This is a genomic window from Acinetobacter sp. ANC 4973 (assembly GCF_002135275.1).
GTDB lineage: Bacteria > Pseudomonadota > Gammaproteobacteria > Pseudomonadales > Moraxellaceae > Acinetobacter > Acinetobacter kyonggiensis.
In genome coordinates, this window is record NZ_NEGM01000013.1 from 1 (window position 1) to 18,841 (window position 18,841).

21 protein-coding genes are annotated in these 18,841 nt (G+C 41.0%); 16 read left to right on the forward strand and 5 right to left on the reverse strand.

From position 1 onward, the window contains the following. Nucleotides 1–322 precede the first annotated feature (322 nt). The 12 genes from B9T30_RS13415 to ahr all read left to right on the forward strand — a co-directional run bounded on the left by B9T30_RS13415 (nt 323) and on the right by ahr (nt 11,050). A complete protein-coding gene (locus tag B9T30_RS13415) occupies nt 323–1,426 on the forward strand; it encodes a polysaccharide biosynthesis/export family protein (protein ID WP_086185444.1) in 1,104 nt (367 codons plus the stop codon). 1 nt (nt 1,427) lies between these two features. Continuing rightward, nucleotides 1,428–1,856: a low molecular weight protein-tyrosine-phosphatase gene (locus tag B9T30_RS13420; protein WP_086185445.1), complete on the forward strand. Its 429-nt coding sequence runs from the start codon at nt 1,428–1,430 to the stop codon at nt 1,854–1,856. A gap of 18 nt (nt 1,857–1,874) precedes the next feature. Then, nucleotides 1,875–4,067, forward strand: a complete 2,193-nt coding sequence (locus B9T30_RS13425) for a polysaccharide biosynthesis tyrosine autokinase (protein ID WP_086185446.1) — start codon at nt 1,875–1,877, stop codon at nt 4,065–4,067. Nucleotides 4,068–4,369: 302 nt separating this feature from the next. Then, nucleotides 4,370–5,074, forward strand: coding sequence for an FKBP-type peptidyl-prolyl cis-trans isomerase (locus B9T30_RS13430; RefSeq protein ID WP_086166475.1), 705 nt, complete (start codon nt 4,370–4,372; stop codon nt 5,072–5,074). A 48-nt stretch (nt 5,075–5,122) separates the two neighbouring features. Continuing rightward, nucleotides 5,123–5,824: an FKBP-type peptidyl-prolyl cis-trans isomerase gene (locus tag B9T30_RS13435; RefSeq protein ID WP_086185447.1), complete on the forward strand. Its 702-nt coding sequence runs from the start codon at nt 5,123–5,125 to the stop codon at nt 5,822–5,824. Between the two features lie 362 nt (nt 5,825–6,186). After that, on the forward strand, nt 6,187–6,927 hold the full coding sequence (locus B9T30_RS13440; RefSeq protein WP_086185448.1) for a dienelactone hydrolase family protein: 741 nt from the start codon (nt 6,187–6,189) through the stop codon (nt 6,925–6,927). An 85-nt stretch (nt 6,928–7,012) separates the two neighbouring features. Next, nucleotides 7,013–7,375 carry an HIT family protein gene (locus tag B9T30_RS13445; protein WP_086185449.1) on the forward strand — a complete coding sequence of 121 codons (363 nt, stop codon included), beginning with the start codon at nt 7,013–7,015 and terminating at the stop codon, nt 7,373–7,375. A 137-nt stretch (nt 7,376–7,512) separates the two neighbouring features. After that, the gene (gene mutY, locus B9T30_RS13450) at nt 7,513–8,547 is read left to right on the forward strand and encodes an A/G-specific adenine glycosylase (protein ID WP_086185450.1); all 1,035 of its coding nucleotides are present in this window, start codon (nt 7,513–7,515) and stop codon (nt 8,545–8,547) included. A gap of 62 nt (nt 8,548–8,609) precedes the next feature. Further along, the gene (locus B9T30_RS13455) at nt 8,610–9,152 is read left to right on the forward strand and encodes a M23 family metallopeptidase (protein WP_086185451.1); all 543 of its coding nucleotides are present in this window, start codon (nt 8,610–8,612) and stop codon (nt 9,150–9,152) included. A gap of 16 nt (nt 9,153–9,168) precedes the next feature. Then, nucleotides 9,169–9,414: a hypothetical protein gene (locus B9T30_RS13460; RefSeq protein WP_086185452.1), complete on the forward strand. Its 246-nt coding sequence runs from the start codon at nt 9,169–9,171 to the stop codon at nt 9,412–9,414. A 21-nt stretch (nt 9,415–9,435) separates the two neighbouring features. Continuing rightward, a complete protein-coding gene (locus tag B9T30_RS13465; protein WP_086185453.1) occupies nt 9,436–9,996 on the forward strand; it encodes a DNA-3-methyladenine glycosylase I in 561 nt (186 codons plus the stop codon). Between the two features lie 31 nt (nt 9,997–10,027). After that, on the forward strand, nt 10,028–11,050 hold the full coding sequence (gene ahr, locus B9T30_RS13470; RefSeq protein WP_086185454.1) for an NADPH-dependent aldehyde reductase Ahr: 1,023 nt from the start codon (nt 10,028–10,030) through the stop codon (nt 11,048–11,050). 174 nt (nt 11,051–11,224) lie between these two features. On the opposite strand, the gene B9T30_RS13475 is transcribed toward ahr, so the two are convergent. Then, nucleotides 11,225–12,664 carry a PLP-dependent aminotransferase family protein gene (locus tag B9T30_RS13475; RefSeq protein WP_086185455.1) on the reverse strand — a complete coding sequence of 480 codons (1,440 nt, stop codon included), beginning with the start codon at nt 12,662–12,664 and terminating at the stop codon, nt 11,225–11,227. A gap of 98 nt (nt 12,665–12,762) precedes the next feature. Here B9T30_RS13475 and B9T30_RS13480 point away from each other — a divergent pair, with 98 nt between their 5' ends. Then, entirely contained in the window at nt 12,763–13,182 is a 420-nt protein-coding gene (locus B9T30_RS13480; protein WP_086185456.1) for a hypothetical protein, read from the forward strand. Here B9T30_RS13480 and B9T30_RS13485 read toward each other — a convergent pair. Further along, a complete protein-coding gene (locus tag B9T30_RS13485) occupies nt 13,115–14,032 on the reverse strand; it encodes a LysR family transcriptional regulator (protein ID WP_086185457.1) in 918 nt (305 codons plus the stop codon). The two genes, B9T30_RS13480 and B9T30_RS13485, sit on opposite strands and share 68 nt — an antisense overlap. A gap of 115 nt (nt 14,033–14,147) precedes the next feature. Between B9T30_RS13485 and B9T30_RS16520 the strand changes: the two genes are divergently transcribed. Both B9T30_RS16520 and B9T30_RS13490 read left to right on the forward strand, forming a co-directional pair. Then, complete coding sequence (locus tag B9T30_RS16520) at nt 14,148–14,309, forward strand: hypothetical protein (protein ID WP_171264171.1); 162 nt, start codon at nt 14,148–14,150, stop codon at nt 14,307–14,309. Next, the gene (locus B9T30_RS13490; RefSeq protein ID WP_086185458.1) at nt 14,309–15,481 is read left to right on the forward strand and encodes an MFS transporter; all 1,173 of its coding nucleotides are present in this window, start codon (nt 14,309–14,311) and stop codon (nt 15,479–15,481) included. Before B9T30_RS16520 ends, B9T30_RS13490 begins: the two co-directional genes overlap by 1 nt. 57 nt (nt 15,482–15,538) lie before the next feature. Here B9T30_RS13490 and B9T30_RS13495 read toward each other — a convergent pair whose 3' ends face one another. Beyond that, the gene (locus B9T30_RS13495; RefSeq protein ID WP_086185459.1) at nt 15,539–16,183 is read right to left on the reverse strand and encodes an START domain-containing protein; all 645 of its coding nucleotides are present in this window, start codon (nt 16,181–16,183) and stop codon (nt 15,539–15,541) included. 58 nt (nt 16,184–16,241) lie between these two features. Further along, a complete protein-coding gene (gene dapB, locus B9T30_RS13500) occupies nt 16,242–17,063 on the reverse strand; it encodes a 4-hydroxy-tetrahydrodipicolinate reductase (RefSeq protein WP_086185460.1) in 822 nt (273 codons plus the stop codon). Between the two features lie 291 nt (nt 17,064–17,354). On the opposite strand from dapB, the gene B9T30_RS13505 reads away from it, so the two are divergent. Continuing rightward, nucleotides 17,355–17,603: a hypothetical protein gene (locus B9T30_RS13505; RefSeq protein ID WP_086185461.1), complete on the forward strand. Its 249-nt coding sequence runs from the start codon at nt 17,355–17,357 to the stop codon at nt 17,601–17,603. Between the two features lie 67 nt (nt 17,604–17,670). Here the strand turns inward: B9T30_RS13505 and dnaJ are convergent, their stop codons facing one another. Next, entirely contained in the window at nt 17,671–18,789 is a 1,119-nt protein-coding gene (gene dnaJ / locus B9T30_RS13510; protein ID WP_086185462.1) for a molecular chaperone DnaJ, read from the reverse strand. Nucleotides 18,790–18,841 lie beyond the last annotated feature (52 nt).

Genomic DNA, 18,841 nt, shown 5'->3' on the forward strand with positions numbered 1-18,841 from the left:
TTTAACATTATTAATATTAAAACAAATATCAACCAGAATAGAATTGAACGATTAATAAATTTTATTTTCATCCATTTTAAGCACCTTATTAGAAGTCATACTTTTAGTTAAAATACAGAGAACTACATCTCACTTGGCTCATAAAAACTTGTTTTAAACATCAAAAACATCTCCCCACATCAAACTTATGAAGAAAAGCTATACCCGAGCGATGATCTTGGTATAAAATAACAATTACAATTTATTATTAATATTTTACGTATTACAGGGTAAAATGCCGACTATTTTTAAAATCAGATTATTTTTATAAACGGGATTTCGAGTGAGATATTACCAATTTTTTTTACTCTGCGCGCTAACTGCAGGTACAACAGGATGTGCGATTACATCGGGGCTACAAACATTTGATTTGCCAAGTGAAGGTGTTTATCAAACTGAGCTTGGCACTCCGGTTAATGTCCTTAAACTCACTCAAGAATCACTCCCTGCTCTACAACCTGCGCAAGTTAACATTCAACAAGATTATGCTCATTTATTTAGCTCAGCGCATAAAAATTATAAATTAAGTGCGGGTGATATTCTCTCTATTTATCTTTGGGCTTATCCTGATATTACGCCACCCACCACTACAATTAACAATGAGCAGTCTGTACAAGCCAATGGCTATCAAATTGATCAAAATGGCTATATCCAATTTCCCATGATTGGTCGCTATAAGGCTGCGGGAAAATCATTAACACAAGTCAACCAAGAATTACGTAGCCAACTTTCTCGCTATTTAAAAACGCCCGATGTGATTGCACGGGTGCTCTCTTATCAGGGACAACGCTTTTCTGTGCAAGGCAATGTTATGAAAGGTGGTCAATTCTACTTGAGTGATCAACCTGTCAGCGTTTATACCGCTCTGGGTTTAGCGGGTGGTGTAAATCCTCAATTGGGTGACAACGCTTCAATGACCCTAGTTCGCCAAGGTCGTAGTTATAAACTCAACAGTATTGAACTGGAAAAATCAGGCTATTCTTTACACAATCTACTGATTCAACCAAACGACACGCTTTATATCAATGCGAGAGAAAATCAAAAAATTTATGTCATGGGTGAGTCAGGTAAAAATCAATCCCTCCCTATGCGTGATCAAGGGATGAGCCTGAGTGATGTTCTCGGTGAAAGTTTAGGTTTAAATCCACTCTCTGCCAGTCGTAGTAAAATTTATGTGGTGCGTAGCAATTCAAACGACTTTAGTACAGAAGTTTATCATTTGGATTTAACCAGCATTGCTGACTTTGGCTTAGCCAATCAATTTAAAATGCACAGTAATGATATTGTCTATGTCGATGCTTCGGGTCTTGCACGCTGGCAACGTGTGATCAATCAGATGGTTCCTTTCTCTAGTCTTGTTAATACTGCCAACAATTTAGGCAATTAATATGAATATCCAAAAGATTCTTGTGGTTTGTGTGGGGAATATTTGCCGCAGCCCAATGGCTGAATACTTTTTAAAACGGGAATATCCAGAGCTGAACATCGAGTCTGCGGGTATTTCTGGTTTAATCGGTCATGCAGCAGATCAAAAGGCAATACTCTGTATGCAGCGTTTAGGTATAGATATGCAGCCTCATATTGCTAAAAAACTCAATGCTGACTTAATTAAAAAGGCAGATCTGATTTTAGTCATGAGTCAAAATCAGCAAAAGCATTTAGAACAGACTTGGCCTTTTGCAAAAGGAAAAACATTTCGATTAGGCTATTGGCAAAGTAGAAATGTGCCTGATCCTTTTCAACATGAGCAATGGGTCTTTGATGAAACCTGTCAGTTAATACAAGATTGTATAGCTGACTGGAAAAAACATATTTAACTTTTTGATAGCAAGATTATGAGCCAAAATAGCAATACCGAAGATACCATTGATTTAAAAGAGCTGTTTTTTTCACTCATTGCGCAATGGAAACTGATTGCACTATGCGTCATTTTAAGCTTGGTCTGCGCATTACTCTATTTAAGAACCACGCCTGATACTTATGCGGTGGATGCATTGGTACAAGTTGAAGAAAGTAAAGGCACCTCGGCAGCTTTACTGGGTGATCTATCCAGCATGATTGAGCAGAAGCAACCAGCTCAAACTGAAATCGAGCTGCTTAAATCACGCTTAGTACTGGGTTCTGTCATTAAAGATCTAAATTTAGATTTAAAAATTTCCGGTACAGAAAATAGTTTTTTTAATCGTTTACTCAGTCCACATGACTATCAAACCACATATAATAAAAACGCCGTTATTTTTAAAGATGATGCCAAGTCTTTTGATGTTCGAAAGTTTGACATTCCAACCTATTATCTAGATAAGAACCTGCTGCTCAATTTGAATGGCAATAAATACACATTAACAGATGCAAAAACCAAACAAGTCATTTTTAGTGCAGTAACCAACCAAGAAAGCCAGCATACATCGGAATATGGTACTTGGAAGATTGCCCTCTATACGCAAGATCAACTCAAAAATACTTATAATATTGAAAAAATGTCTTTGCCTGCAGCAATGCTTTCAATTACAGAGAATTATTCTGTGGCTGAAAAAGGTAAATTGACCGGTATTTTAGGTTTAAATTACCAAGGTCAAGACAAAGAACACATTACCAATGTCCTCAACTCGATTCTTGTGGCTTATAGTCAACAAAATATTGAACGTCGTTCTGCCGAAACAGCACAAACGCTAAAATTTCTGGATGAACAACTCCCTGAGTTAAAACAACAACTGGATGTTGCTGAACGCGAGTTCAATAAATTCCGTCAACAATATAATACTGTTGATGTCACTAAAGAATCTGAACTGTATTTAACCCAAAGTATTCAGCTTGAAACATCAAAGGCTGAAATTGAACAAAAATTAGCAGAAGCTGCTGCGAAATACACCAATGAACATCCAGCCATGCAGCAAATGAATGCGCAGCTGGGCGCGATCAATAAAAAAATTGGCGAGTTAAATGATACCTTAAAACAACTTCCTGATTTACAACGCCGTTACCTGCAACTGTACCGTGAAGTTGAAGTAAAAACTCAGCTCTATACTGCGCTGTTAAACTCTTACCAACAACTGCGTATTGCCAAAGCCGGTGAAATTGGCAATGTGCGTATTGTGGATACTGCGGTACTACCAATTGAACCGATTAAACCGAAAAAATTGCAAATTTTAATCCTTGCCATTTTCTTGGGTGGTTTCCTTGGAACCTTATTGGCTTTATTACGTAATATGATGCATTCAGGGATTAAAGATTCAAATCAAATTGAAAATGAGTTGGATTTACCGGTATATGCCACGGTTCCTCGCTCACCTGCTCAGGAAAGCCGGATCAAGTTATTGAAAAAGAAAAAGACCATTCCTATTTTGGCCATTAAAAATGGCGATGATATTGCCATTGAAAGCTTGCGTAGTATGCGTACCGCGATTCACTTTGCTTTAAATAACGCAAAAAACAATATCATTATGATTTCAGGTCCTGCGCCAGAAGTGGGTAAATCTTTTATTTCAACCAACTTAGCCGCTATTTTGGCGCAAAGTAATAAACGGGTACTGATTATTGATGCGGATATGCGTCGCGGTTATTTACACAAATACTTCAACCATGACAACCTACCCGGCTTAGCTGAATATTTAAATACCCAACAAACGCTTGACAGCATTATTAAGCCCACAGAAATTCCTCATTTAGATGTGATTACTCGAGGTAAAAGTCCGGTCAATCCTTCAGAACTTTTAAGTTCAGCAAAGTTTGCTGCCATGTTTGAGCAACTTTCCCCGATGTATGATCACATTATTATTGATACCCCCCCTGTGCTTGCAGTGACCGATGGAATTATCATTTCTCAATACGCTGGCGTGAATCTTGTCATTGCACGCTATGCAAAATCACAAATGAAAGAACTTGAATTGACTGTAAATCGTTTTGAACAAGTTGGGGTTAAAGTCAATGGCTTTATTCTGAATGATATTCAACGAGGCTCTGGTGGTTACGGCTATGGTTACGGCTATAACTATGCTTATGGCTATAAAGCATCAAAAAATAATGATTAAACAGCATTAATTAAAAAAGTCAGAGATCTTCTCTGACTTTTTTAATTTGATTTACTGCTAAAAAAAATTGATCTATAAATAACATTTAAAACAAAAACTTAGAATTGATTGTCTAAATGAACAAAAATTTGCTATTTTAATGTATTAAAAATGTTTTTATTATTCAGCTAATTATAGAATAATGAGGTTAATCAGAATATATTGAATTTCTATACAATACGGATCGCTCGAAACGTGTTGGATAGAAAAGTCTGCTAAAATTAATGCAACTTTTTTTATATAAAATGAATTTGGGAAAACCTATGAGTAAAGCCTTACCCATCGCTGTCGCTGTTCTTTTAGGCGGTGCTGCACTTGTACCTGTTTACTATGCGACTCAAAACCCTGCGACTGTGACATCTAAAGCTTCAAAAAATGCTTCTGCTGTTGAAAAAATTAGTTATGCATTGGGTTATGAAGTTGCACATCAAACACCTCCTGAATTAGATATTAATAGCTTTGTTACAGGCGTACGTGAAGGTCATGCCCGAAATAAACCAGCATATAACGAAGAAGAATTGCAAAAAGCATATGAGCAGTTCCAAAAAGAAATGCAACAAAAGCAAGTTCAACAAGAACAACAAGTCCAAACTGCGGGTGATTCTTTCTTAACTGAAAACGCGAAAAAACCTGGTGTAAAAACAACGGCTTCTGGATTACAGTACAAAATCATCACTGAAGGCACAGGCAAACAACCTGCTGCAAACTCTATGGTGACGGTACATTACAAAGGTCAACTGGTTGACGGCAAAGTATTTGATAGCTCAATTGACCGTGGTGAACCGATTGAATTCCCATTGAATCAAGTCATTCCGGGCTGGACTGAAGGTCTGCAATTGATGAAAGAAGGTGGCAAAGCCACACTTTATATCCCTTCGCAATTAGGCTATGGTGAACAAGGTGTTCCGGGCATGATTCCTGCAAACAGCACCCTTATTTTTGATGTTGAACTGATCAAAGTAAAATAAAAATTGAAGGAGAGCTTTTGCTCTCCTGATTTATCTTGAGATAAGCGTATGAAAACACCGATAACATTGCTTTGTTTATGCATATTGACCACAACAGGTTTTGCAAAAACGGTGACCAACAGCAGCAGTTTGAATGAACAAGTCGGCTACAGCTTTGGTTATTTAATGGGACGCAGCAATGCCGAATCGGTCAAAGATTTGGACTTAGATGCATTCATACTGGGTTTAAAAACAGCAGCTCAAGGCGGTAAATCGGCACTGACTGATGAAGAAATGGCACGCGTCCTAACGCAACATAAAAAGCAAAGTGATGCAAAACAACTTATTGAGTTAAAAAAGAAAGCAGATGCCAATGCCAAAATTGGCGCTGAATTTTTAGCAGCCAATGCAAATAAACAAGGTGTTTACACCACTAAATCGGGTTTGCAATACCAAATACTTAAACCAGGTACAGGCCAATCACCTAAAGCAAATTCTATTGTTAAAGTGAATTATGAAGGTCGTTTAATTGATGGCACTGTTTTTGATAGTTCAATTGCACGGAATCAAGCAGCTGAATTTCAAGTCAGCCAAGTCATTCAAGGCTGGACGGAAGGCTTACAACTGATGAAAGAAGGTGCTGAATATCGTTTCTTCATCCCCCCCCAACTTGGCTATGGTCAAATTGGCTCTGGTGATGTGATAGAACCGAATAGCACGTTAATTTTTGATGTAGAACTGATTGAAATTTTAGCTAAACCGAGTAAATAAACGAGTAAATGCATATAAAAGAATAGCGACCAGATCAGTTTGAGCCATAAAAATGCTTATTTTGACGCGCTATTTTTTTATGCTTTAATTCATTCAACAGCAACACTTTTTTTTCAATATCAACAGCATTCATTCATTGAAATACATAGCTCATCTGCTTTTTCTGCTCAATATAATAAAAATATATTTAATATTTATGAATCACTTAAACTTCAAAAAACCGCTGATTAAAAGCCTATTTCAATTTATTTAGAATAGTGTAAAGTCAAAATAGATCAATCTTGCACAATCAACAAAGAAATCAATTTCGATGTTTTAATTCGTATATTTTTCACTTAATACAACATACAAGGATAAAATAAATGGCGCTGACCATCAAAACTCGCGAAATCCAATACACTGCCCAAGATGGAACAACTTTAATTGGCTATTTTGCCGCACCTGAATCAGAAAAACCTGTCGCGGGGGTGATTGTCGCGCCTGAATGGTGGGGACGAAATGAGTACACTGAACAACGTGCACGTGAACTTGCTGAACATGGCTATGCAGCCCTCGCCATTGACATGTATGGTGATAAAAAAGTAACCACCAACGTCCCTCAAGCCAGTGAATGGATGATGCAAACCTTTAATGACCCTGAAACGATTGTGACTCGTGCGTCTGCGGGTTTAGCAGCATTAGCCGCGCAAGAAGAAGTCAATGCAGATAAACTGGCAGCGGTAGGCTTCTGTTATGGTGGCAAAGTGGTGCTTGATCTGGCACGTTCTGGTGCACCTTTACAAGCGGTGGTCACTTTCCATGGTACATTGACTCCGAAAGCACCAGCTCAACTGGGAACTGTTAAAGCTGAGATTTTAGTTCTTCACGGAGAACTCGACAGCATGGTTAGCTTAGATGATGTGGCTCGCTTTAAAGAAGAAATGTATGCCGCTCAGGTGGAACATGAAGTGATTATCTTTGAAGATGCGAAGCATGGTTTTAGCAACCCTCTTGCAGATGAACGTGCTAAAGCCAATGGTGTTGATCTGGGCTATAACGTCGATGCAGAACAAAAAGGTTTATCTGCCATGTATGCGTTATTCAAAAACCGACTTGGCGAATAATAACGAGGTCAATCTAGTTATGCTATATTGATCCATCCAATGACATGAATATTTTAAACACTATATTTTTGAAGAGGATATAACAATGACTGAAAACAACTGCCCATATTGCAACTTTGATGAATATGACATCATTGATAAAAATGACTTTGGTGTAATTTTACCCGAGCCGAATGCATTATCTAAAGGCCATTGTGTCATTGTCCCGCTACGCCATGTCAGCTCTTTTTTTGATATCACGGACAAAGAACGTAAAAGCTTAATGTCTTTACTTGAGCTTGCGCGTAATGAACTGCAACTGCGCCACCAACCCTCAGGCTTCCATATTGGCTTTAATGATGGCAAGGTCTTTGGTGAAGCATCTGAACACTTACACTTACATATCATTCCGCGCTATGAAGGTCAGACATTGCAATTGGATGAGCGTTGGGGCATGGTTGGTGAATAAAGCTAAAGTAGCTCCCTACTTTATTTAAAATGATGCTGCGGCATCATTTTTTATGTCGTTATTTTTGTATCTGTTCTGAGCCACAGCCTGACCCAGTTTTCGCTATACTATTCATCTATTCCAAATATGCGGTTCGTATGTCACAGTTTTCTTTTGCCGAAGCCCTTCTTGCTTGGTTCGATGTGCATGGTCGCCATGACTTGCCATGGCAAGTGATCGATGATCCCTATCAGGTTTGGGTGTCTGAAATTATGTTACAGCAAACTCAAGTTAAAACAGTACTGCAATATTTTGAACGCTTTATCTCCCGATTCCCAACCGTTGAAGCTTTAGGGCAAGCCAGCTGGGACGATGTAGCGCCTTATTGGGCTGGACTCGGTTATTACGCACGTGCCCGCAATTTGCATAAAGCCGCTGGCATTGTCAGCCAACAAGGACATTTCCCAAGTACATTACAACAATGGATTGAACTTCCCGGAATTGGCCCCTCAACGGGTGGCGCATTGATGTCACTGGGTTTACGTCAATATGGCGTGATTATGGATGGTAATGTGAAACGAGTTCTGGCACGTTTTTTTGCCATCGAAGATGACTTATCTAAACCCATCCATGAACGAGCGATGTGGCAATTGGCTGAAACGTTGTGCCCGACTGAACGTAATCATGATTATACCCAAGCGATTATGGACTTAGGTGCCACGGTCTGCACACCGAAAAAACCGCTGTGTTTATATTGCCCGATGCAACAACACTGCAAAGCCCATCAACAAGGGCTAGAAACAGAGCTACCATTTAAAAAACCGAAAAAAGCCGTACCGATCAAATCAGCACAAGTGTTAGTGATTCAATCGAATCAGCAATGGTTATGGCAACAACGTCCGAATAGTGGCTTATGGGGTGGCTTATGGTGTTTACCGATTATTGAAAATCCCGCCGAATTTGCAACACAGTGCCAAGCTTTAGGACTGAAAAAAGTCATTCAACGTACTGAAATTAGCCATAGCTTTACCCATTTCACTTGGCAACTTGAAGCCATCTGCTTTGAGGTCGCTGCGGATCAACAAGAACATCTTGCCATCGAATTAAATGGCACATGGCTCGCGACACAAATTGCAACAGAAATCGGAATTCCCACAGCCATGAAAAAATTGATCTCTGCCCTTCGTTTATGACATAGTCAGGCACTGTGATTCAAAGAATTTTCACGCCTATTAGAATGAAAAAAGGATGAACAGTGCTGCGTTTTATTTCGACATTATTATTGGGGTTTAGCATCCTCTGGATTGCAGCATGTACCTCAACGCCTAAAAAGCCCGCCACAACACCACTTCCCCTTGATCAAGTGCAAAAGCTGAAAAATATGCAGTTAAAATCGTCACTGCCTATTCCAGTACACCATATAAAAGCCAAACAATTACGTGATACGTGGGCTGCCGCACGGAGTCACGGACGCAAGCATGAAGGCATTGATATTATGGCTCCACGTGGAACAAAAGTGTTCAGTGCTACAGAAGGCCTAATTGCTGACTTACGCAATAACAATTTGGGTGGTAAAGTGGTTTGGATTATGGGGCCTGCTGGAACTTGGCATTATTATGCCCATCTTGATGACCACAAACGTGGTTTAAATGTCGGGGATTATGTCAAAAAAGGTGATTTGATTGGTTATGTTGGTAATACCGGCAATGCACGTCATACTGCACCACATTTACACTATGGCATTTATCTCGACGGTAAAGGTCGTGGTGTGGTCAACCCCTATCCTTATTTACGTTAATTTTTAGGAACTATTCATGTCAGAAGCGCTGATCAATCGTTTGGTCGAATTTGCTGAATCAGGCAATCAACAAAAAATTGTTTTGGCTGGGCAAAGCCATCAAGGCTGGGTGATGGAAATCACTGAACAGGCGCTTTTGATTAGCACGGGTTTTGCAGAAAAAACGGGAACAGATATGTGGATTCAATTCACAGATTTACCGCAAGCTGAACTATTCTATTGGGATAATCAACAAGATCAGTGGGCTGAATTTAAACTTTAAGTCACTTCAGGAGCATAAAAAATGTCGGTACAACGCTGTGGTTGGTGCTCCAATGATCCACTTTATATGGCTTACCACGATCATGAATGGGGAAAAGCGGTTCATGATGAAGGCCATTTATTTGAAATGCTCTGTCTAGAAGGACAACAAGCGGGTTTATCTTGGATTACTGTGCTGAAAAAGCGCGACAGTTATCGGCAGCATTTTTTTCAATATTCCATTGCAGAGATTGCCCAATTTAGTGATCCTCAATTAGAACACATGCTACAAGATGCAGGCTTGATTCGGCATATTGGTAAGCTCAAAGCCATCCGTGACAATGCCATTGCGTGGCAACATTTAAAACAACAACAAATTGATGTCAGCCAATGGCTCTGGGGTTTTGTCGAACAGCAAAGCATCCACAATGATGTTGCTGATTATCGACAAGCACCGGCTCAAACCGACATCAGCCAAAGCATGTCAAAAGCGTTAAAAAAGAACGGTTTTAAATTTGTTGGGCCGACCACCTGTTATGCCTTTATGCAGGCAGTGGGTATGGTCGATGATCATGAAAATCACTGTGCTTTTAAATCAAATTAATACTTCACCACAAGAATAAAAGGATTCCACTATGAATGACAACATCATCCATGCTTATGCCGCTATGCAAGCAGGTGCAGCACTTGAACCCTATCAATTTGATGCGGGAGAGTTACAAGCCCACCAAGTCGAAGTCCAAGTTGAATACTGTGGTTTATGCCATTCTGATGTTTCGGTGATTAATAATGAATGGAATTCTTCGGTTTATCCTGTGGTCGCAGGGCATGAAATTATTGGCATCATCACGCAGCTCGGTTCAGAAGCCAAAGGGCTAAAAGTGGGACAACGTGTTGGTATTGGTTGGACAGCAGAAAGTTGCCAGTACTGTGATCCGTGTATTTCAGGACAACAAGTCCTTTGCACAGGCGGTTCAACTGCAACGATTGTTGGACATGCTGGCGGTTTTGCCAACAAAGTGCGTGCTGGCTGGCAATGGGTGATTCCCTTACCCGAAGATTTAGATCCAGAAAGTGCAGGTCCACTGCTCTGCGGGGGGATTACCGTATTTGACCCACTTTTAAAACATCAAATTCAAGCGACTCACCATGTAGGCGTGATTGGAATTGGGGGTTTAGGGCATATGGCAATTAAATTACTCAAAGCGTGGGGCTGTGAAATTACCGCATTTACGTCTAGTTTAGATAAAACTGACGAGCTTAAAGCCATGGGTGCAGACCATGTGGTCAATAGCCGTGATCTTGATGCCATCAAAGCACAGCATGGCAAATTTGATTTACTGCTCAGTACGGTCAATGTCACCCTCAATTGGCCTGCCTTTATTGGCACACTGGCACCAAATGGCGCTATTCACATGTTAGGCTTAGTGCTTGAACCCCTGAAAATTAATGCGGGGAGTTTAATTGGTGGTTCGAAATCCATTACTGGTTCACCAACCGGTTCACCTGCTGCATTACGTCAATTATTAAAATTTGCAGCACGGAAAAATATAGCACCGCAAATTGAAGTCTTTCCAATGTCAGAATTAAATGCAGCACTGCAACATTTGCATTCAGGTAAAGCGCGTTACCGTATTGTATTAAAAGCTGATTTTTAAAAGAATAGCCTCAGGCAGTAGATCTACTGCCTTTGATTTGAAATGTAAGTCATGGTGTTTAAACCCACAACCTAGGTTATGGGTTTAAACACCATATCCTTAAATAAAATGTTTCAACTGCCCCTTCTATCAGGCAGAATCAGTCCAACCGTACCCTACTTTCTTCTGGGAGATTTAAGCAACTTGTGCCGATGTTAATTGTTCTCTGGTCCAATCCGCCAAGAGCACAATCGCCTCACGAATTTCATCAGACAATTCATGCCCCGCATTTAAGCGAATACAATTCTTATAACGTCCATCTTCACCAAAGACCTCACCAGGTACAATATTAATTCCTTGCTGTTGTGCAAAATGATACATCTCTAAACCATCAATTTGATCAGGCAATTGAACCCAGAGTGCATAACCACCACGGGGTTGATTTAAACCAATCTCCACCTGATGAAAAGCAGTAATGATGAATTGTCGATATTGTTCAACCTGTAGCATAAGAATGGGTTTGAGCGTGGTTAAATGTTCACGATAAGCACGACTATAAATTAAGTCGGCAAGACCCAATTGTAGCGGTGTATTGACGGCCACATTCTGCATTAGCAATTGGGCACGTAAATGTTGTAATCGTTGTGGGATACAAAACCAGCCCACTCGATAGGCGGTAGACAATGATTTAGAGACCGATCCACAAAAAATCACATAGCCTTGTTGATCCCAATATTGAATTGGCAGGGGTCGTTTTAAACTAAAACTGCATTCGGCATAAATATCATCTTCAATCACATAACATTGGTAGCGACTGGCTAACTGTGCAATTTTTTCTTTCTGCGCATTGGTTAAACTAAAACCTAATGGATTTTGAAAATTTGCCGTCAGCAAGCAGGCTTTTGCGCCTGTACTTTGCATGGCTTGCTCTAAACGCTCTAAATCAAATCCATTGGTATCCGCTGGAATTTCTACAATTTTGCGCTTTAAAACTGCCAAAAGTTGCAACTGACCATTAAAATTAGGTGTAGGAACAATAATACTATCGCCTATTTCGGTCAGACTTTGAATCACCACCGACAATGCGGGCATGCAACCATTGCTGATATAAATATCATTCTTCGCAATATAAAAACCATCTTCTGCCCAATGTTCAGATAAGGCTTCTCGTAAGCGAATATGTCCCTGCTTATCACTATATAAAAAATCTTCAGGCTTACTATGCTTTAAAGCACGCTGAATGGAACGGCGTAAAACTTCGACGGGAACCAAATTAGGCGAGATTTGAATAGCGCCCAAATGAATCAATTTATTATTGATCGAGGCTTGCTGAATCTCAATTTGTAATTCTAAATTAGACACATCTCTGGGCTGAGATTGAAAATCGGGATGGGTCGGGCGCTGAGTATGCTGTACAACCGATTTTTCTGCACTGACAAAATAGCCCGACTTATTTTTCACAAAGACCAGCCCTTGCGCTTCTAATAATTCATAGCAATTTTTGACTGTATTGATGCTGACATTTTGCTGCTCGGCACATTGCCGTAGCGAAATTAAACGTTGCCCTGCTTGTAATTCCCCTTGCTGAATTTTATCGGCAATTTGTTCTGCCAATATTTGATATTGAAATGTCATTCATCTGTACTCATTTTTTAGCATTCTGTGTATCTGTATCTATCAACATAACAGATTTATGCTGCATTTACAGTCCATCAACCTAAAAGGAGTCGTCCATGAAAATAATGAAATGCAGTATAGCAATCTTGAGTATTGGTTTTTTATTAATGGCTTGCCAACCTCAACCGAGCAATGCCTTGGCACAAAAACAGCACTTTATTTGTAAGTCTTTAATTGAAGGGTTTTTAAAAACCCAACAACTGGGGCAATACCAATTGCAGCATATGCAACCCACGTTGCACGAAACATCAGCACAACGTCTGTATCAATATCACGTCAGTTCAGACCATGAGATGCGAACCCTTATGCCTCAACAGCAGGATTTAAAATTTCAATGCAGCCAAAGCTCTGCACAACATTTTGAATTAAAATTGCTGAATCATGAACAGCGAGAAATTCAAACCTTACTCAGTTTAGATTTGCTTCCCCAGAAAACGATGGATAATTTGACAGCTTTTGTACTAAAAACTCAATAAATAAACGGACACGCTTTGGCAAATGTTCTTGTTGATAGTAGACAGCATGGATGCTCTGTTCATATCGCTCAATTTGATCTTCGAATAAAGCAACCAGTCGTTTTTGTTGAAGATCTTGCTGTACTAAAAAAGCAGATAGACAGGTTATGCCTAAACCATCCAATGCCATTTGACGTACAGTTTCCCCATTGGAAGCTTTAATTTTGGGATGAACCGTTAGCTGTTCGCCATTGACACGAATGGGCCAAGTATTTAAATGATTCACTTTACTAAAGCCAATTTGCGCATGCTTTAAAATATCGCTCGGTCTTTTCGGGTAGCCATAATTTTCTAAATATTCAGGGCTGGCGACAATATACAAACGACTTTTACATAATAATCTGGCATGTAAACTTGAATCATTTAGCTGCCCAAAGCGGATTGCAACATCTGTTTTATGTTCCAATAAGTCGATCACTTGATCATTACTGTTCAATTCAATTTCAATATTGGGATAAAGCTGCATAAATTCGCGCATCAATGGCACAATCACATGCAGGACAAACGGTGTCGCTGAATCGACTCGAATCAGCCCAGAGGTGTCGGTATCTGACTTTAATAATGCATCTTCGGCTTCGGTTAAATCATTTAAAATTTTACGTGCTCGATCTAAAAATAATTGTCCCTCTTGAGTAAGTTTCAATTTACGCGTGGTACGTTCCAGTAAGGTCACATGCAGTTTATTCTCAAGACGTTGTAAAGCACGGCTCACCCCAGATGTGGTTTGTGCTAAACGCTCTGCGGCCATCACAATCGAGCCACTATCCACAATCGTGACAAAGGCATGTAATTCTTCAATGGTCGATTTCATCTTCCATCCCTTTATTGATTTCTAGTCAATAATATTTTGCAAATTAGCGCATTTTTTAGCAACAATAAAATCATCAAAATAACCCCATCTTAAAAAACTAAAGATGAAGTAAAGCATGTTGGCTTCCCCATTCGGTGTTATGACACTTCACTTCGCTGGACAAACGGTGATTGATGCCAGCAAGACCACATTTGCAGTCAATTATAGCCTTGTAATACAGCGCAAATTGATGCAAATGCAGCAAAAATTGCACGGCTATGCAATGAAGGCCCACTGATGAAAATTAATTTTCCGTTACTGGCGCTCGCTGTGGGTGCCTTTGCCATTGGCACTACCGAATTTTCACCGATGGGTTTTCTACCCGAAATTGCCCAAGATTTTAATATTTCCATCCCACGCGCAGGCATGCTGATTAGTGCCTATGCTTTGGGAGTGATGTTGGCTGCCCCTTTCATCACTTTGTGGCTGAGTCGCTACCCAAAACGTCAATCCTTAATTTTATTGATGGCTATTTTTAGCATTGGCAATATTTTGGCCATGCTCGCACCAAATTATTTGGGGCTGATGGGCGCGCGAATGATCACCAGTTTAAACCACGGTGCATTCTTCGGCATTGGTTCAGTGGTGGCTGCCAGTGTTGTACCCAAAGATAAACAAGCCAGTGCTGTCGCCATGATGTTTATGGGACTGACCATTGCCAATATTGGCGGCGTTCCCCTCGCCACTTGGATTGGACAACATCTGGGCTGGCGCATGTCTTTTTTGGGGATCTCTCTACTGGGCCTCATCACCATGCTTGCACTATGGAAAGCCTTACCTGAAGGTACAGCCAATCATCAGCCCAATATTAAACAAGAGCTTAAAGTCTTAACCCGTTTGCCCGTTGTCTTGGCATTATTGACCACGGTGATGAGTGCAGGGGCCATGTTCGCGTTATACACCTATATTGCACCCAGTTTAAAAGCCTTGATCCATGCTTCACCCGCACAAATTACCCTGATGTTAGTTTTCATTGGTCTGGGTTTTTCAATTGGAAATTATTGCGGTGGAAAATGTGCCGATCTGTCCTTAGATAAAACCTTGATGGGTTTTTTACTCCTGCTGATGCTGATGATGTTGCTGTTCCCACTGTTGGCCACCAGCAGCTTCGGTGCTGCACTGGCCTTAATCATTTGGGGCGCAGCGGCTTTTGCGGTCGTTCCTCCCCTGCAAATGCGCGTCATGTCAGTCGCCCATGATGCCCCGAGTCTCGCTTCTTCGGTAAATGTGGGTGCATTTAACTTAGGCAATGCTTTGGGCGCGATTGCAGGTGCAAGTGTGCTGAATATGGGGCTGAGTTATAGCGCTGTTTCATTTATCGGAGCGGGAATGAGTCTGATTGCACTTGTTTTACTGCTGATTCAAATGAAACTGGCAGCCCTCAAAGCGTTGAACTATCAACAATGCTGATTGCATAGCGGTAAGAAAAAAAGTCCGCCTACTGCGGACTTTTTTTAATTTCCAACTTTAGCGCAATGCTTCGGGCAAAGCAGGAATACTGCTCCGTTTAGCCAGCTCCAGCTTCATCTTCTGTAGCATCTGATACGGTTGTTGTTGCACAAACATATTCACAAAAGTTAAAGGAATCGAACCTTCAGGGTTGGCATAGCCATAAGTCGAGACTTTGACTTTATTATTGGCCAATTTTTGAAAGCTCCAATCTCCTTCATAATGGGTCAAGCGGACATAATCTGGATTTTTGGCATAGCCTTTATCAATGGCTTTATTTTTAATGCTAATCACACCTTGAGCATCTTTGACCATTTTGCCTTGTACCACTAAATCACGGTCTTTTAGTGGAAAAGGAAAGTCGAGCACCATATACAACAAAAATTCGCCTTTTTTATCATCACGTGACAGGACTTTGACGCTACCCATATACGGCACCCATTTCACCGCATGATCGACATCTAAAATCAGCCCAACGGCTTTTTCCAAAGGCGTATCGTAGATGGTTTCGGCTTTGTATAAAAAGACGGGGTTTTGACTATTCTGATAAGTCCAAACTTTAATATTGTTTTTATTCATACTGAGCTTGGCATTATCAAGCGGTTTAGCCTGTGCCGTAGCAAACATTGCTACAGCACAAGTCATCAAGATCACTTTTTTCATTCCATTGAACTTCTTATTTTAATTTTGTTATCTTGTTATAAATGATTTTGCTGAATTTTTATACTTGAATCTCATTAAAACCAAGTACATCCTTCATATCATATTTAGCCGCTTCACGGCCAACCACCCATGCAGCAGCGCGTATCGCACCCGCAGCAAAGTTCATTCGATTAGTGGCTTTATGGGTAATTTCAACACGCTCACCATCGGCAATAAACATTGCGGTGTGCTCACCGACAATATCTCCACCACGAATGGTTTGGAAACCAATGCTTTTGCGTTCACGTGGACCTGTATGACCTTCACGGCAATACACGGCATCTTCTTTAAGATCACGACCCAAAGCACCCGCAATCGCTTCACCCATCATCAGTGCAGTACCTGATGGTGCATCGACTTTATGACGGTGATGCGCTTCAATCACTTCAATATCAACGGTGTCACCAAAAACTTTTGATGCAAGTTCTAGCAATTTAATTGATACATTTACCCCCACTGAATAATTCGCGGCATACACTACAGGGGTTTGCGTTGCACTTTCATTCAGAAATGCTTTTTGTTCATCGTTCATCCCTGTGGTGCCGATCACAATCGCAACACCCGCTTCACGGCACAATTTTAAATGCTGTTGAGTCGCCACTGGCGCAGTAAAATCAACCACCACATCGCAGTCTTTTAAGACATCTTGTAGCTGACCCACCACCTTGACACCCACTGCACCAATCCCTGCAAGCTCGCCTGCATCTGTACCAATCAAGCTACTTTCAGGGCGTTCAACTGCGGCTGCAAGTTGATAACCTGCCTCATGGACGGCCTGAATAAGGATGCGTCCCATACGACCGCCTGCACCCAATACACCAATGCGTGGAGCTGCTGACATAACATATTCCTAATGTTGATTCTAAATTGTTCTTACTATAGCAAAACTCTGTACGGAGACTAAGTTGCAAGGCTAAATATTTCATCGAAAATAGATCAATTCAACCGACTTATTTTGAAATCAATACTCAATTCAATGCAGCAAACGTGGCATAAACCCAATAGATCAGGTATACCCATTTCAGCCTGAAAAAATAAATGCTTTTGGCCGCTTATTTTCATCTGATTGTAAACATCGCGACGCAGACTACGCAGCACGAATGATAAAAAGATGAATTATAAGGAGATCAGGATGCATTCGAAAAAAATCGCGTTAACTGTTTTTATGGCAACCCTCGTCACCACAGCGTGGGCAGAACCTGCAATTCAAGCGGGAGATACTTTAGAAAGCTTGTCCCAAGTCAAAATCAGTGTTCAGCCTCGTAGTACCACAGCCACTCAAGCAGACACTACTCAGGCAACGACCAAGCAAGCATCGACTGACGAAGCAGCAGCGCAAATGGTCGATGTCAATGCCATTGATCAGCCCATCATTGAATAACCGATTAAGCGGGCATAAAAAAGGGGAATATTGAATATTCCCCTTTTTTACATCTTGGTGATTTGAATTAATCAAATAAGCCAAAGAATGATTTTTTCTTCGGTGATGATTTATTGTCATCACCATCCATAGTGTCTTGCAATTCTTTTAACAACTCACGTTGACGCGCGGTTAAATTCACTGGTGTTTCAACCACAATGCGGCAGAGTAAATCACCTTGCATACTGGTACGTACAGGTTTAACCCCTTTACCACGTAAGCGGAACATTTTGCCGGTTTGAGTTCCCTCAGGAATTTTCAAACTAACACGACCTTCCAGTGTCGGAATTTCAATTTCTTTACCCAACGCAGCATCAGCAATGCTGACTGGCACATCCATATAGAGGTCTGCGCCATCACGTTGGAAAATTTCATGTTCACGCACAACAACTTCGACGTATAAATCACCAGACTGGCCATCACGAATGGCTTCGCCTTTGCCCGTTAAGCGGACGCGGTCGCCATTGTCTACGCCTGAAGGAATAGTCACTTCAAGGGTTTGTTGACGATCAGACACACCAGAACCATGACATTTCGTACATGGGTTCTTAATGATGGTGCCTTGACCACGACAGCTGCCACAGGTTTGCTGCACAGAGAAGAAACCCTGTTGCATACGCACTTGGCCCGCACCATGACAGGTCGGACAAGTTTGAACATCTTTAGGATTTTTTGAACCTTTACCATCACAGGCATCACATGGTGCGGGTGCAGTAAAGGTAATGGTTTTTTTCACGCCCTTAACCGCTTCTTCAAGGGTCAGTTCCATGACGTAGCGAAGGTCGGATCCACGACGTGCACGTTGTTGACCGCGTCCACCGCCGCCACCAAAAGCACCACCAAAGATATCGCCAAATTGGCTAAAAATATCTTCTGCGCTAAAACCACCACCAAAGCCGCCAGCGCCGCCGCCCATACCACCTTCAAAGGCACTGTGCCCCATACGGTCATACATACTGCGTTTTTCGCCATCCGATAAAATTTCATAAGCTTCAGCAGCTTCTTTAAATTTATCTTCAGCTTCAGGGTTGTCTGGGTTACGATCTGGATGATATTTCATCGCCAACTTACGGTAGGCTTTTTTAATTTCATCATCACTAGCGGTTTTAGCGACGCCCAAAACCTCATAATAATCACGTTTAGCCATGTCTGGCGATGCTCCTCACGGAATTTCATTAATACTTAACTGTGGACTGAAA